12 protein-coding genes and 1 pseudogene are annotated in these 14,737 nt (G+C 73.7%); 7 read left to right on the top strand and 6 right to left on the bottom strand.

The window, feature by feature from the left end; translation table 11 throughout:
* Position 1: 1 nt before the first annotated feature.
* Together RNC47_RS05350 and RNC47_RS05345 are read right to left on the bottom strand one after the other, a co-directional pair.
* A complete protein-coding gene (locus RNC47_RS05350; protein WP_311595936.1) occupies positions 2 to 607 on the bottom strand; it encodes an OsmC family protein in 606 nt (201 codons plus the stop codon).
* Between the two features lie 172 nt (positions 608 to 779).
* Positions 780 to 911 carry a hypothetical protein gene (locus RNC47_RS05345; protein ID WP_311595934.1) on the bottom strand — a complete coding sequence of 44 codons (132 nt, stop codon included), beginning with the start codon at positions 909 to 911 and terminating at the stop codon, positions 780 to 782.
* A gap of 138 nt (positions 912 to 1,049) precedes the next feature.
* Between RNC47_RS05345 and RNC47_RS05340 the strand changes: the two genes are divergently transcribed.
* Both RNC47_RS05340 and RNC47_RS05335 read left to right on the top strand, forming a co-directional pair.
* The gene (locus RNC47_RS05340) at positions 1,050 to 1,796 is read left to right on the top strand and encodes an MBL fold metallo-hydrolase (RefSeq protein ID WP_311596103.1); all 747 of its coding nucleotides are present in this window, start codon (positions 1,050 to 1,052) and stop codon (positions 1,794 to 1,796) included.
* 59 nt (positions 1,797 to 1,855) lie between these two features.
* A complete protein-coding gene (locus RNC47_RS05335; protein ID WP_311595932.1) occupies positions 1,856 to 2,224 on the top strand; it encodes a DUF488 domain-containing protein in 369 nt (122 codons plus the stop codon).
* Between the two features lie 57 nt (positions 2,225 to 2,281).
* On the opposite strand, the gene RNC47_RS05330 is transcribed toward RNC47_RS05335, so the two are convergent.
* On the bottom strand, positions 2,282 to 3,949 hold the full coding sequence (locus RNC47_RS05330; protein ID WP_394814710.1) for a cellulase family glycosylhydrolase: 1,668 nt from the start codon (positions 3,947 to 3,949) through the stop codon (positions 2,282 to 2,284).
* A 324-nt stretch (positions 3,950 to 4,273) separates the two neighbouring features.
* Between RNC47_RS05330 and RNC47_RS05325 the strand changes: the two genes are divergently transcribed.
* The 4 genes from RNC47_RS05325 to RNC47_RS05310 all read left to right on the top strand — a co-directional run bounded on the left by RNC47_RS05325 (position 4,274) and on the right by RNC47_RS05310 (position 8,610).
* On the top strand, positions 4,274 to 5,560 hold the full coding sequence (locus tag RNC47_RS05325; RefSeq protein ID WP_311595930.1) for an extracellular solute-binding protein: 1,287 nt from the start codon (positions 4,274 to 4,276) through the stop codon (positions 5,558 to 5,560).
* Positions 5,561 to 5,630: 70 nt separating this feature from the next.
* Positions 5,631 to 6,572, top strand: coding sequence for a carbohydrate ABC transporter permease (locus tag RNC47_RS05320; protein ID WP_311595928.1), 942 nt, complete (start codon positions 5,631 to 5,633; stop codon positions 6,570 to 6,572).
* A complete protein-coding gene (locus RNC47_RS05315) occupies positions 6,569 to 7,447 on the top strand; it encodes a carbohydrate ABC transporter permease (protein ID WP_311595927.1) in 879 nt (292 codons plus the stop codon). The genes RNC47_RS05320 and RNC47_RS05315 overlap by 4 nt, the downstream gene beginning before the upstream one ends.
* On the top strand, positions 7,444 to 8,610 hold the full coding sequence (locus tag RNC47_RS05310; RefSeq protein WP_311595925.1) for an ROK family transcriptional regulator: 1,167 nt from the start codon (positions 7,444 to 7,446) through the stop codon (positions 8,608 to 8,610). The genes RNC47_RS05315 and RNC47_RS05310 overlap by 4 nt, the downstream gene beginning before the upstream one ends.
* A 3,121-nt stretch (positions 8,611 to 11,731) precedes the next feature.
* On the opposite strand, the pseudogene RNC47_RS05305 reads toward RNC47_RS05310, so the two are convergent.
* Together RNC47_RS05305 and RNC47_RS05300 are read right to left on the bottom strand one after the other, a co-directional pair.
* Positions 11,732 to 12,163, bottom strand: a pseudogene (locus RNC47_RS05305) (trypsin-like peptidase domain-containing protein); the annotation flags it as partial.
* 93 nt (positions 12,164 to 12,256) lie between these two features.
* The gene (locus RNC47_RS05300) at positions 12,257 to 12,613 is read right to left on the bottom strand and encodes a CU044_2847 family protein (RefSeq protein WP_311595923.1); all 357 of its coding nucleotides are present in this window, start codon (positions 12,611 to 12,613) and stop codon (positions 12,257 to 12,259) included.
* Between the two features lie 116 nt (positions 12,614 to 12,729).
* Here RNC47_RS05300 and RNC47_RS05295 point away from each other — a divergent pair, with 116 nt between their 5' ends.
* The gene (locus tag RNC47_RS05295; protein ID WP_311595921.1) at positions 12,730 to 13,473 is read left to right on the top strand and encodes a uracil-DNA glycosylase; all 744 of its coding nucleotides are present in this window, start codon (positions 12,730 to 12,732) and stop codon (positions 13,471 to 13,473) included.
* Positions 13,474 to 13,611: 138 nt separating this feature from the next.
* On the opposite strand, the gene RNC47_RS05290 is transcribed toward RNC47_RS05295, so the two are convergent.
* Entirely contained in the window at positions 13,612 to 14,643 is a 1,032-nt protein-coding gene (locus RNC47_RS05290; protein ID WP_311595920.1) for a LacI family DNA-binding transcriptional regulator, read from the bottom strand.
* Between the last annotated feature and the right edge of the window lie 94 nt (positions 14,644 to 14,737).

Genomic DNA, 14,737 nt, shown 5'->3' with positions numbered 1-14,737 from the left:
GTCAGAGCTCCTGCGGGCTGCCGGTCAACACCACCCGGCCCGTGACCTGTTGCGGATTGACGAGCAGGTTGTAGATCGGGCAGTTGCGCTCGACGGCCTCGTGCAGCTCCCGGATGCGCTCCGCCGGCGCCGGCGAGGTGACGTGCACGGTGTAGGCGATGTTGTGCGGGTAGATCGGGGTCTGCTCGAACCCCGGCGACCCGGCGCGCGGATCGTGGTCGGCCTGCACCTCGACCTCGAGCGAGTCGAGCGGGATCCGCAGGTCGGCCGCCTGGATGAGGAAGACGTGGGTGAGGCAGCTGGAGAGCACGCCGAGTTGGATCTCGGGAGAGGCCGGGCCGAGGTCGTAGCCGGCGAAGTCCGCGCCCGAGTCGCTGATGATCTGGTGCTGCCTGATGCGGATGCGGCGCACTCCGCTGCGGGACTCGGCGGTGGCGCGGGCCCGGATCCGGTTGGGCTGGGTCAGCGGATTCGCCTTCGCGGCCTCCCGTCTGGCGAGCAGGGCCGCGCGCTTGACCTCCAGGTAGGCGCGCAGCCCCGGTTGGGGGTCGTCCGCGGTGTCGAGCACGTCGCCCACCGGCTTGCGGGTCGTCTTGGTCGTGGTCATGCGAAGGCGCTCCTTGCGAGGGGCCGTTCGTTCCTCCGGAGCTCATGCCGAAGGGACGTACGGAGAACGGAGAGTGGGGAGGGGAGAAGAAGAAGCTCACGGGTGACGCGGCGCGGTGCGGCGCCGGGACCGGGGCCACCGCGCCTTCTCGGCGCGCGCGAGCACCGCCTGATCAGGCGTGACAGAGAATGCTGGAGACCCGGAGCAGGTCGATGTGCCGGCGGAGAACGCGGGCCACACCGACCAGCCGGACGGGGGCGTCGTACTCGTGTGCCGCCACGACGTCCCCCTTTCTTCCCAGCATGATGTCGCCCGACGGTAACCAGGGGACTTTTCCGACGTCAACCGGCGTATCACTCCCCGGACAACCACCTCGGCCGAAAAGGAGTCAGGAGTGCCGCACCCACGACGGAACGGACCCGCCACGCCGCGCGAGCTCGGGGTGCGGCGGATCGACGCGCACACGTATGTCGTCGCGGGCAGCGACGTCAACTGGGTCATCGTGCGGGACGGGGGCGCGGCGACGCTGATCGACACCGGGTATCCGCACGACCACGACCGGGTCCTGGCCTCGCTCGCCGCCGTCGGGGTGGCGCCCGAGGAGGTGGTCGCCGTGCTGGTGACGCACGCCCACGTCGACCATCTCGGCGCCGCCGAGCGGCTGCGCTCCCGCTACGGCACGCCGGTGCTGACGCATCCCGAGGAAGTGCCGCACGCCAGACGGGACTTCCTCGACCAGGTGACGCTCGGAGCGATCGCCGCCCGTGCCTGGCGGCCGGCGGTGCTGTCCTGGGCCGTCCGCGCCGTCCGGGCCGGGGCGACCGTGGACGTGCCGGTCGCCGAGCCGCGCCCCTTCCCCCGGCCCGGCCGGCTCGACCTGCCGGGCCGGCCGCTGCCGGTCCACACCCCGGGGCACACCCGCGGGCACTGCTCCTACCTGCTGCCGGACAGCGGCGTCCTGGTCAGCGGCGACGCGCTGGTCACCGCGCATCCCACCTCCCGGGCGCGCGGGCCCCAGCTGCTGCCCGGCATGTTCCACGCGGATCGTGACCGGGCCCTGCGGTCCCTGGCGGTCATCGAGGCGCTGGACTCGGAGTGGCTGCTGCCCGGCCACGGGCCGGCCCTGCGGATCAGCGCGCGGGCCGCGGTCGCCAGGGCCCGCGCGACGAGCCGACCGCCCGGTCTCTGACTACAGTGAGTAAGGGAGAGAGCTGTCACCGGCCGATGGCGCCGAGGGAAGGTGTGGGCATGGCACAGCGCGTCACCTGTCGCAGGGTCTACGAGGACACGTCCGCCGAGGACGGCAAGCGGGTGCTCGTCGACCGGGTCTGGCCACGCGGCCTCAGGAAGGAGGCGGCGCACCTCGACGAGTGGCTGCGGGACGTCGCGCCCTCCACCGAGCTGCGCCGCTGGTACGGGCACGAGCCGGAGCGGTTCGCCGAGTTCCGGCGACGCTACCTCGCCGAGCTGCGCGATCCCGAGCACCGGGAGGCCGCCGGCCGGCTGCGCGAGCTGGCCGCCCGCGACCGGATCACCCTGCTGACCGCCACCCGCGACCCGGACCACAGCCAGGCGGCCGTCCTGGCCGAGTGGCTGGCCGACGGCTCCGGCGGCTGAGGCACGGGCGCCCGCCGCCGGGGCCGAGGGCCCCGGTCGGCGGGCGCGCGGTTCGCGTCAGGCCGTGGCGCAGGCGCTGCCGCTGAGGGTGAAGGCGGTCGGCGCGGTGTTGCTGCCGCCCCGGTTGGCGGTGAAGCCGAGGGTGACCGAGCCGGCCGCCGGGATGGCGGAGGTGTAGGACGCGGGGGTCACGCTGACGTTGCCGCCGCTCTGCGTCGGCGTGCCGCCCCACATGTTGTTGATGGTCTGGCCGTTGGCGAACGTGAAGGCGAGCGTCCAGCCGTTGATGGCGGTGGTGCCGGTGTTGCGGATGGTGATCTCGCCCTGGAAGCCGCTGCCCCAGTCGCCGACCACCCGGTAGGCGACGGAGCAGGTGGTGCCCGGGGTGCCGCCGCCCGTGGTGGTGACGCTCACCGTGGCGGAGCGCGCGGAGCGGTTGCCGGCCGCGTCGCGCGCGTAGACGGCGAAGGTGTAGGCGGTGCTGGCCGTGAGGCCGCTGACGGTGACCCGGTTGGTGGTGGAGGTGGCGACGGCGCTCTCGGTGCCGCCGCTGACGCGGACCACGTCGTAGGCCGTGACCCCGACGTTGTCGGTCGAGGCCGTCCAGGCGAGCGTGGCGGACGTGGCGGTCACGCCGGACGCCGTGGGCGTGCCGGGCGCGGTCGGGGCCTGGGTGTCGGCCGGACCTCCGCCGCCGAAGATGGTGGCCTCCCGCGAGGTCTGGGTGATGCCGTTGACGCCGTTGAAGATGCGCTGGCCCCAGGTGCTCAGGTTGTCCGGGTCGAAGCCGATCGCGAGGTCGAGGATCGGGTCGGTGTTGCCGCTCCAGGACCAGGCGAGATAGCCGAGCCCCAAGCGCTGGGCGGTGGCCAGGATGGTGTCCTCGTCCGGGTCCCCCCACTGGTCGGCGGGCCCGCCGAACTCGCCGATGACGATGGGCAGTCCGGCGTTGACGTAGGCGTTGAGGTAGTCGGTGATCGACTGGGCGGTGCTGTAGACGCTGTACATGTGGATCGAGAACAGCAGGTTGCCCGTGGTGTCGGCGTCGTAGACGGTCTGGGCGTTGGCGCGCATGACGCCCTGCCAGTCCTGACCCCAGTTGGGCGCGTCCACCATGATGGTGTGCTGGAACCCGGCGTTCCGCAGCTTCTGGACGGCGGCGACGGTGGGCGCGGTCCAGCCGGCCGGATCGGTGTTGCCCCAGGGCTCGTTGCCGATGTTGATGATGACGTAGTCCTCCTGGCCGACCAGCACGTCCCGCAGGCTGATCCAGTAGTCGGCCGCGCTGTCGAGGGTGCCGGCGGCGGCCTCCTCGCCGTAGCCGGTGGTGTCGTGGACCTCGAGGACGCAGATCATCCGGTTCTGCTTGCAGAGGTTGATCACGTTGGCGACGTCCGCGGCGTCGTTGCGGGTCCAGCGGTCGCCGTTGGAGAGGACGACGCGCACGGTGTTGGCGCCGTACTCCTTGATGTCGGCGAACGACTGGGTCTGGTTGGTGTACCAGGTGTGGGCGTGGTTGACCCCGCGCATGACGAAGTCGTTCCCGTTGCGCTCCACCAGGCGGCCGTCGCTGATGTGCAGCCCGGTGGCCTGCGCGCTCGGCGGCTCGGCCGGCGCGGCCTGGGCGGTCTGCCCGAGGCCGAAGAGTGTCGCCAGCGCGGCCAGGAGGGCGACGAGCGCTCGCGCGCGCGTCGAGGTGGTACTCGTTCCGGTTCTCGATCTCACTACGGCTCCCTGGAGTGGTCGGTCGAGCACGGTGCGGCACGGCACCTGCTTGGGAGCGCTCCCAAGTCGCAGGGTGCACTGTTTTCCCAGGCCGTCAAGGTCCGGCGGCACAACCGCCAGACTTTTGTCGCGAAACCCTGCCGGGCGGCAAGCGCGGCAGGGTGCGCCGATCCCCTCGGAAACCGGGGACGTCACGCCTATGGACACCGCTCGAACGGCGGGGCTAAGTTCTGCGCCGAAGCCAACCCCCCGGCATTCGCCGGCGCGTTGGCGCGGCCGGTGGACGCCGGCCGGCACTGATCGACCGGAACGGAAGTACCACTCATGCGCGGACGCGTTCCGCGCCGACTCGCCGCACTCGCCGGCGTGACGGCGCTGCTCAGCTCGTGTGGCGTCGTCGGCGGGGACGACGGCGTCGTCACCCTGGACTTCTGGTGCTGGGGCGACGTGCCGTCGGCCCGGGTCGAGGCGTTCAACGCCGCGCACCCCGACATCCAGGTGCGCCGCACCGACGCGGGCGGCGGCAACGACTCGGCGACGAAGCTGCTGACCGCGAGCCGGGCGGGCAACGCGCCGGACGTCACGTGCGTCGAGTACCAGACGATCCCGGCGCTCGTGGTCTCCGACGTGCTGGCGGACATCGCCGACCACGTCGACGGGCTGACCGACGAGTTCACCGACGAGACCTGGCAGTTGACCAGCTTCGAGGGGCACGTCTACGGCGTCCCCGACGACGTCGGGCCGATGGTGCTGCTGTACAACCGGGCGAGGTTCGAGGAGCTGGGCCTCGCGGTCCCGGCGACCTGGGAGGAGTTCGCCGAGGTCGCCGCCCAGGCCAGGGAGCGCGACCCCGAGACCTACGTCGCCACGTTCTCGCCGACGGAGTTCGGCAACTTCGCCGGGCTCGCCCAACAGGGCGGCGCCACCTGGTGGGAGGTCGAGAACCGGAACTGGACGGTCGGCATCGACGACCCGGCGTCGGTGCGGGTCGCCGAGTACTGGCAGGACCTGATCGACCGCGATCTGGTGAGCGCCGAGCCGCTGTTGACGCCCGAGTGGAACAACCGGGTCAACCGCGGCGAGGTCCTGACCTGGCCGGCGGGCCTGTGGTCGCCCTCGGTGATCTACAGCATCGCGGAGGGGCAGGCCGGCGACTGGGCGATCGCGCCGCTGCCGCACTGGGCCGGTGAGTCCGACGCCGTGGCGTTCCAGGGCGGTTCGGCGCTGGCCGTCACCAACGACGCCGAGGACGTGGCGGCGGCCGTGGAGTTCGTCAGCTGGATGGAGACGGCGTCCGAGTCCACGGACCTGCAGATCGCCGGCGGCCAGTACCCGGCGTCACTGGGCGGCCAGGCGGCGGCCGCGCTCAGCGAGCCGCCGGCGCTGACGGCCGGCCAGGAGGACTACTGGGACGTGGCGACCTCGGCCGCGACGAACACCGTGCCGCACATCCAGTGGGGGCCGAACGTGACCACCGCGAGCGACGCCTACGGTGACGCGTTCTCCGCGGCGCTGCGCGACGGGACCCCGCTGGCCGAGGCGCTGCGGCGCACCCAGCGGGAGGTCGTCGCGGAGATGGAGCGCGTCGGCTTCCACGTCACCACCGACTGAGGTCGGGGCGCACGCCCGGCGCCGCCCCCTCCCCCACTTCTCGTTCCCGTCACCAGCTCGGAAGGCAGCCATGCCACGCAAGACCCCGCGCCCGCGCGGCGCGACCGCCAGAGGCGGTCTCGGCGGATTCCTCGCCCCCTACGTCTTCCTGACCCCGGCGCTCGGCCTGTTCCTGGCCTTTCTCGCGATCCCCGTCGGGTACGCGCTGTACCTGAGCGTGCAGGGCCTGCGGATCGTCGACGAGGGGGTCTTCGGCACCCGGCGCGAGGTGTTCGTCGGGCTCTCCAACTACGCGGACATCCTGACCGACGGTTCGTTCTGGGCCGGGTTCGGGCGGATGGCGCTGTACGGGGTGCTCGCCGTGCCGCTCACCCTGGGCGGGGCGCTGCTCTTCGCGCTGCTGCTCGACCACGGCGGCGCGCGGGCCCGCCGCTTCTCCCGGGCCGCGATCTTCATCCCCTACGCGGTGCCCGGGGTCGTCGCCTCGCTGCTGTGGGGCTTCATGTACCTGCCGTCGACCAGCCCCTTCAGCCATGTCACCGAGGCGTTGGGGCTTGGCACCATCCCGTTCCTGGAGGCGGGCGGGATCTTCCCGTCGCTGGCCAACGTCGCGATCTGGGGCGGCATCGGCTTCAACATGATCATCATCTACACGGCGCTGCGCGGCATACCGCCCGAGCTGGCGGACGCGGCGCGCGTCGACGGCTGTTCCGAGTGGCGGCTGGCCTGGCGGATCAAGGTGCCGCTGGTGGCGCCCGCGCTGGTGCTGACCGGGCTCTTCGCGCTCATCGGCACGCTCCAGGTGTACGGCGAGCCGACCATGCTGAAGCCGATGACCATCGAGATCTCCGAGACCTGGGTGCCGCTGATGCACGTCTACCGCGACGGGTTCATCCGCGACGACCTGCCGATGGCGGCGGCCGGCTCGGTCGTCCTGGCCGTCGGGACGCTGGTGCTGTCGCTGGCGCTGCTGCGGGTCACTCAGCGCCGCACCTTCGAGGGGCTGCGGTGAGCGCCCCGGCCGCCGAGGCGCGGCGGCGTCCCGTGCTCCTCCCCCACCAGCGGGCCCGCGTGGTGCCGACGGCGGTGCTGCTGATCGGCGCGTTCTACTGCCTGGTCCCGATGGTGTGGATCGTGGTCGCGGCGTCCAAGTCCCCGGCCGAGCTGTTCTCCACCTTCACCTTCAGCCCGGGCACCGGGCTGTTGGACAACCTGCGCGAGCTGTTCGCCTACGAGAACGGGGCGTTCGGGCGGTGGGCGCTCAACAGCCTGCTGTACGCGGGCGTCGGCTCGCTGCTGTGCACCCTGATCTCGACCGTGGCCGGATACGCCTTCTCCCGCTACGAGTTCCCCGGCCGCACCGCGCTGTTCTACCTGATCCTGGCCGGGGTGCTGCTGCCCGGCATGCTGCTGGCGATCCCGCAGTACATCATCATGACCAAGGTCGACATGGTGGGCAGCTACTGGTCGGTGCTGCTGCCGGGGCTGATCTCGCCGTTCGCCATCTACCTGGCCCGGGTCTACGCGGACGCCACGGTGCCGCTGTCGACGATCGAGTCGGCGCGGATGGACGGGGCCAGCGAGTACCGCATCTTCGGGACCATCGCGCTGCCGATGATGCTGCCCGGCATGGTGACGATCTTCATGCTCCAGTTCGTGGGGAACTGGAACAACTTCCTGCTGCCGTACGTCATGCTGTCCGACGAGAGCCGGTTCCCGATCAACGTCGGCCTGTACACGCTGCTTTCCAAGGGGTCGGGCGAGCCGGCCCTCTACAGCGTCGCGATCGTCGGCACCGCCGTCTCCATCGTGCCGCTGATCGCGCTGCTGCTCTTCCTGCAGCGCTTCTGGCGACTCGACATGATCAGCGGAGGGTTGAAGGGGTGAGTTCGCAGCGGTCGGCCATCGAGGCCTGGCGCTCGGCGCCGAGGACCGCCCTGCCGGTGTTGCGTGAGCTGGTGATCCACGGGCCGCAGTCCCGCACCGACCTGGCCAGGCGTCTCGGCCTGTCGTCGGGGAGCCTCACCCGGCTGACCAAGCCGCTGGTGGCGGCGGGCCTCGTCGTGGAGCGCGACGTCCGGCACGATCCGGTCAACGGGCGCCCCACCCGGCCGCTGGAGGTCGTCGCCGACCGGCTGCTCTTCCTCGGCCTCAAGCTGACCAGCGACCGGGTGTACGCCGTGCTCACCACGCTGCGCGCCGAGATCGTGGCGCGGGAGAGCGCGCCGCTGACGGCGCCCAGCCCGGGCGAGGTGGTGGCGGAGGCCGGGCGGCTCGCCGACCGGCTCACGGCGGCCGGCGGCGCGCCGGTCGCGGCGGGCGTCACCTTCGGCGGGGACGCGACGGCCCCGGCGCTGGTCGAGGAGAGCGAGCTGGTCGACTCCGGCATCCTGGGCTGGCAGCGGGTGCCGATCCGCCGGCTGCTGGCGGACCGGCTGGGCGTGCCGTGTTTCGTGAAGAACGACGTGGCCGCGCTCGCCGACTCCTACCAGTGGTTCGGAGAGGCGCGCGGGGTGCGCGACTTCGCGCTGGTCACGGTCGGGGACGGCGTGGGGTACGCGCTGTTCACGCACGGCCGGGCGGTGCGGATGACGGAGGCCGACCTCGGGGAGTTCAGCCACCAGATCCTCGACCCGGGCGGGCCCATGTGCCCGGCCGGGCACCGGGGGTGCGCCGCCTCGTACGTGACGACCCGGTCGATCCTGATGACCGCGGCCCAGGGCATGCGCCGCTTCCCCACCTACCGCGAGGTGCTGCGGCTCGCGGCGGCCGGCGACCCGGTCTGCCGGGAGGCGGTGCGGCAGGCCGCGTGGGCGCTCGGCGTGATGATCGCCAACGTGGTCAACGCGACGACGGTGAAGACGGTGATCCTCGCCGGCGAGGCGGTCGACGTGGCCCGGGTCCGGCGCGCCGACCTGGACGCGGGGCTCGCCGCGCGCCGCCGGGACGTCGCCGGCATCGACGTGGCGGTGCGCGCCCACGACTTCCACGACTGGGCGCGCGGCGCCGCGGTGGTGGCCATCCGCGCGCACGTCGCCGACGCCGCCTGACGGGCCCGGTCAGGTCAGCTCCCCCCGCTGCGGGGCCTCGCCGGCCAGTTCCTCGTACACCCAGCTGGGCGCCGACTCGGGGGGGTGCAGGGGCGCGGAGCGCAGGAAGCCCCGCAGGCGCGCACGCGCCGTGGCGCGGCTGACGGCCCCGGCGTGGTGATCGCGCAGCACGCCCCGGGCCCGACGGAGTTCGGGGGCGACCGCCTCGGCCTGGGACTCCTCTGGCGGGTCGGGGAGGTCCGGCACGGGACGGCCGTCGGCGCAGCACAGCTCCGCCGCCACGTGCCGGACCAGGACCTCCTCCCGGATCAGGCTCCCCGCGCCGGTGGCGTGGGCCACGACCCGCACCGCGCGGTCGAGCGTCGCGGCCGCCAGCTCTTCGTCGCCGACCGTGGCGTGGTGTGCGCTCAGGCTGACCAGGGACTCGGCCAGTTGGTCGGGGGACCCGCCGGCACGCTCCCACATGTCCACCGCGCATGCGAAGCCGGATCGCCTCGGCCCAATCCCGGGTGTTCTCGGCGGCGTTGGCGGCGTTCCCGTACTCCACGCCGGCGTTGCTCCAGTGCTCCATGGACTCCCACAGCGCCGCCGCGGGTCGGAAGACGCCGAGGGCGGCGTCCGGGTGGTCCCGCAGCAGGGCCCGCCCGTGGACGTTGCGGGCGTGGGCCCGGTGCTCCTCTCCGCCCCAGCGGTCCGCCAGCTCGGTGGCCTTCCGCCCCCACTCCCGGGCCGCCACGAGATCCCCGGCCTGTCGCGCGACCTTCGCGTTGTTGATGGCGACAGTGGTGGCCGCCGCGCCCATGCCGGCCAGCGTGAAGGCGCTGACGGCCCGCTCTCCGGCGCGCAGTGCCGGGGACCATTCCTCCAGGTCCCACAGCGCCAGGCTGTGAGTGAACTCGGCGTCACCCAGGAGCGATGCCGGCAGGCGGTGCTCGCGCGTCAGGCGGACCGCCTCCCGGGCCGCCGCCCCGGCCTGCGCCGGCGCCTTCGCGCCCCGCAGCGTGGTGGCGTTGAGCAGGCAGGCCCTGACCGCCTCGGCGGGCTCCCCGCGGCGCAGGTGCAGCGCGATCCGGGTGCGGTTCACGTCCTCCAACGCGTCGAGTTCGCCGAGCGAGGTGTACAGCACGTGGAGGGCCGCGGCGAGTCCCGTCGCCAGGTCGAGCCAGCCCTGCTCCTCGGCCAGCCGGAGGGCGGCGTGGATGCGGGCGGGGTCCAGCTCGCCGAGCGGCGACGCGCTGCCCGCCTCCTCGACCTCGATGCGGGCCCGGATGTGTGTCACCGAGCGGCGTTGGAACGTCCGGACCGTCTCGGGCGAGTCCTCTTCGGCCAGGCGCTCGGCGGCGAACAGCCGCACCAGCTCGTGGTGGCTGAAGGTCGCCAGGACCCGGCCGTTGGACAGTCGCACGATCTCGCACCGCGCGAGGCTGCGGTCGACCAGCCGGTTCAGCAGCCGTTCCTGCCGGTAGGCGGGAGTGTCCATGCAGTGGCCGAGCTCGTCACCGGTCAACGCGGCGCCGGGCGCCGCGGCGAGCAGGCGGAACACCGACCGGGTGGCGGGGTCGAGGGCGTCGTAGCTGAGCGCGATGGCCATCCGCACGGCGCGGTCGCCCGCCTCCAGGTAGTCGAGTCGCCCGCTCTCCTCCTCCAGGAGCTGAACGAGATAGGCGAGATGGAGCCCGGACTCGTTCCGCTGCCGGGCGGCGACCATGCGCAGGGCGAGTGGCACGTCCGCGCACAGGTGCGCGAGTCTGCCGACCAGGGACGGGGCGGCCGGGTGTGCCACCCCGCAACGGGCCAGCACCTCCACCGAGGCCGCGCGCTCCAGCGGTGGCACCTCGAAGACAAGCCCGGGATCGGCGTAGCTCTGGGCTCGGTCGCGCGAGGTGACGATGACGGCGCCCGCTCTCAACCCGCCGACGAGCGGCTCGACATGGGCGGCGTCCTTCGCGTTGTCCAGCACCACCAGCACGTGGCGGTCGGCGAGCCGGGCCGCGAACGCCGCGAACAGCGCCGCGTCGTCCAGTGGCTCGGTGTCGGTCTCCAGCCCCAGCGCTCCGCTGGCCAAGCGCACGGCGGTGCGAGCGTCACGCCGGCTGCCGGGCACGAGGCCGTGGAGGTCGATGTAGCACACCCCGTCGGGGAACGCCGGAACCAGTCGGCGTGCGGTCTCGATGGCCACGGTCGAGGTGCCGACGCCTGGCTGCCCCGACAGGAACGCGGTCACACCGGTTCCGTGGCCCAGGCGGCGCGAGAGCGCGTCCGCGACCCGGGCGACGAGGTCTTCGCGGCCGGCCGTACCGGGGTCGGGGGCGGGCAGGCCACACATCTGGGCCGCGATCGAGGTCGACTCCTGCCGGCGGAGCCACGCGCCGGTTCCCGCGCCGGCGTCACCTGAGGGGGTGCCGACGAGGACGGCCTCCACCGAGGAGGGCCGGAGCGGAGGGAGGAAGCCCTCCAGGGCCTGGAGGAAGCGCGGCAGGGCTGCCTGGCGGTCGCTCTGCGTCAACCCGGCGACGAGGTACGCCCGGCACTCGCCGGAGAGTTCCGAGAACAGCGGCCCGGACAGCTCGCGAGCGAGGATGCGGCGTAGCGAGCCGAGGAACGCCGCTTGCGCGGTGTCCGCGTGCTCCGCCGACTCCGCCTCCTCCCTACCGGGTGGCGGGGTGGCCCAGCGGCGTCGCGCCTCCTCGTGTCGGTCCATGCCGGGCAGCAGCAGCCGCGCGTCGATGCCCCACAGTCGCACGCGGCGCAGAAAGGCTCGGGTATCGCGAACGTCGCGCGCCCCGGCCGTGGATCTGGCCAGCAGCGGCTCCACGACCTCGGCGAGCCCGGGACCGGGCGCCCCGCGCGCGGCGTCGTCCAGGGCCCTGAGGACCATGGCGGCCTCAAGCGCCGCCTCCAGCGGGCCCACCACCGTCGCGGACGGTTCCTCCGACCGGCCGACCACGGACGAGACGGCGCTCACCCCTTCGGCGAGCGACAGGCGGGTGCGCACCCCGGTCGTGCCGACCTCGGGCACGGCCTCGACGAGCCGGGTCAGGTCCTCGGTCCTGGCCACCCATACCGAGTCGCGCAGCCAGCCGTCCGCACTGTTGTAGCGGGCGGTGACGACACCGATGACGTGCCGCCCGTCGCGCCGGAGGACCGGCGCTCCACTCATCCCGGGCATCAGTGACGACGAGGACAGCCGGCCGAGCGCCACGTCGTCGTTCCGAACCGTGCCACCGCTCCAGGTGCCTGTCGAGTCGAGGTACCGGTAGTCGCGTCCCGGGTCGTCCACGGCCGCCACGCCCGTGACGATCACCTGGGTGAACGGCTCCACGGCGTCCGTCGGCAGCCACCCGCTGATCGTCCCCGGCAGCGGGGCCGACCGTCGCAGCACGGCGAGGTCACACAGCGGATCGGCCGCCACGACGTCCGCGTAGGCCGCGTCGACGCCCGCGTTCAGCGCGTCGGTGAGCACCCGTGAGCCCGTCCCGACGCAGCCGAGGTCGGCGAGCACGTGCCAGGCCGTCACCAACAGACCCGGCGCCACCTGGAAACAGGTGCCCACCGGCGTCCGACCGGGCCCGAGGATCCGCCCCAGGTAACCGGGAACCCGCCCTTCCGACAACACCCGGTCCACACCAGCCCCCCGCTCCGACGGCTACGCGCCGGCCGCCGTTCCCGACGTGTCCGTGCGCGAGGCGTCGTAGGTCACCCTGAGCAGCAGGGTCGCCTCGCCTGAAGCGCCGGCCACGATGACATTCCCCTGGGCGGAGAACTTCAGCCCGAACTCCACCTGCAGCTGCTCGGGGCGGGCCCCGCGCTGGCCGAGCCGCGTGATGGCACCCGCCGCCGACGAGGCGATCTCCACCACGGCGTCGAACGCGCGCCCGAAGGCGTCGATCACCTGGTCGCCCGCGTCACCCAGCCGCGAGGTCGGTTCTGATCCGGCCAACGGAACGGCCTCCACGAGCAGTTCCGTCTCCCCCACCCGCACGGGTATCACCCTGTTCACCATGGCCTCAAATGTGCCACAGGCCGGGGGCCGGCACCCCCCGCTCGGGTGGCATCGGACTCCCGGTGATGTACGCGGGCCGGGCCGCCGGCAGACTCGGGGCGGACGGAAGGAGTCCGATGGCGGTGCTCGAACCGGAGCGGGCGGCGGCCGGGGCGCGGTCGGTCGCGGAGCTCGACGAGGTGATCGCCGGCTGCCGGGCCTGCCCGCGCCTGGTGGCGTGGCGCGAGGAGGCGGCCCGGGTGCGGCGGCCGGCGTACCGGGAGTGGGAGTACTGGGGCCGGCCGGTGCCGGGGTTCGGCCCCGGCGACGCGGCGGTGCTGGTCGTCGGCCTGGCCCCGGCGGCGCACGGCGGCAACCGGACGGGGCGGATGTTCACCGGGGACCGGGCCGGCGACGTGCTGTTCCGGGCGTTGTACGACGTCGGTCTGGCGGACCGTCCGACGTCGACCCGGCGGGGCGACGGGATGACGCTGCGCGGGGTGCGGATGACGGCGCCGGTGCACTGCGCGCCGCCGGCGAACCGGCCGACGGTCGAGGAGCGGGACACCTGCCGCGCCTGGCTGGTGCGCGAGCTGCGGCTGCTGCGCCCCACCCTGCGGTCCGTGGTGGTGCTGGGCGGCTTCGGCTGGCAGGCGCTCTGGCCCACGCTCGCCGCGGCCGGCCGCCCGGCGCCCCGCCCGCGGCCGAGGTTCGGTCACGGGGCGCGGGTGGCGCTGCCGGCCGTCGCCGGGGCGGGCGGGCCGCTCACCGTGTTCGGCTGCTACCACGTCAGCCAGCAGAACACCTTCACCGGCCGGCTCACCCCGGCGATGGTCAGGGAGGTGCTGACCGAGGCGGCGCGGGCCGCCGACCTGCGGTGAGCGCTCCGCGGCGGGCCGTGTTGTCCGCGGCGCCGTCGTGGCTGGTCGCACCCACGGAGCCGCCCGACGGCGCTTCCGCGCGCCCTTCGGGGCGTCGCCGAAGCGGGCCGTGCCCGACCCGCTCGGTTCGTCAGTGGCTCAGGAGAGCGGCGCCGTGGACTCCCGGATCACCAGGCGGCAGGGGATGGTCTCGACGCCTGAGCGTGGCTGGCCCTCGAAGGCGGCGAAGAGCGCCTGGGCGGCGGTCCTGCCGACCTGTTCGAGGTTGAGGTCGACGCTGGTCAGCGGCGGGCGCCCGCCGGAGGTGAGGATCTCCCAGTTGTCGAAGCCCAGCACGGCCACGTCCTCCGGCACCCGCCGGCCGCGCTCGCGCGCCGTCTCCAGCACGCCCCTGGCGATCTGGTCGCTGCCGCACAGGATGGCGTCCAGCGCGGGGTGGCGGTCCAGGAGCATGCCGGCGGCGGCCCGCCCCCACCCCTCCGACCAGCTGCCGAAGAGGACCTCGCCGACGAGTGGCAGGCCGGCCTCGCTCAGGGCCGCCACGGCGCCCTCGGCCCGCTCGCGCGCCGCCGCGTAACCAGGGTCCCCCGAGACGTGGGCGATCCTGGACCGGCCGCAGGCCAGCAGGTGCTCGACCGCGAGCCGCCCGGCGCCGACGCTGTCCGGCACGATCGACAGGTCCGCCGGGTCCGTCGAGGGCGCGTAGGCGTAGACGACGGGCACCGGGAGGTCCCTGCCGAGCGAGGACCTCGGGTCGGTGCGGCTGCCCACCACGATCAGGCCGTCGACGCGCCGGCCGAGCAGCGCCCGCACATGGTGCTGCTCGCGGAGCGCGTCCCCCCTGGCGTCGCACAGGAAGACGGCGACCCGGCCCACCCCGAAGGCGTCCTCGGCGCCCATGAGGATGGGGATGCTGAAGCGGCCCTCCAGGTCGCCGGTGAGCAGGCCGACCGTGCCGGTGCGGCCGGCGGGCAGGCCGCGCGCCATCGGGTTGGGCTGGAAGGCGAGCCGCTCGGCGGCCTCGATGACCCGTCGCCTGGTCTCGGCGCGCACCTGGCTGCGCCCGTTGAGCGCCTTGGACGCGGTGGCCAGGGACACCCCGGCCAGTCGCGCGACGTCGCTGAGCTTGGCCGCGGGCGGCCGGGACGGGCGGTCCGGTGGCTGCGTCATGCCCTGCCTCCTCCCCCCCTCGGCACGGCTGCCGCGCGCCGTGTGCCGTGTGCCCGCGCCGAGTGTAACCGAGCCCCGGGACCCCGGCCGAAAG

This window comes from Streptomyces millisiae, assembly GCF_031845425.1.
GTDB lineage: Bacteria > Actinomycetota > Actinomycetes > Streptomycetales > Streptomycetaceae > Streptomyces > Streptomyces millisiae.
The sequence above is the reverse complement of the archived record's forward strand: the minus strand, read 5'-3'. Positions and strand labels throughout refer to the sequence as shown.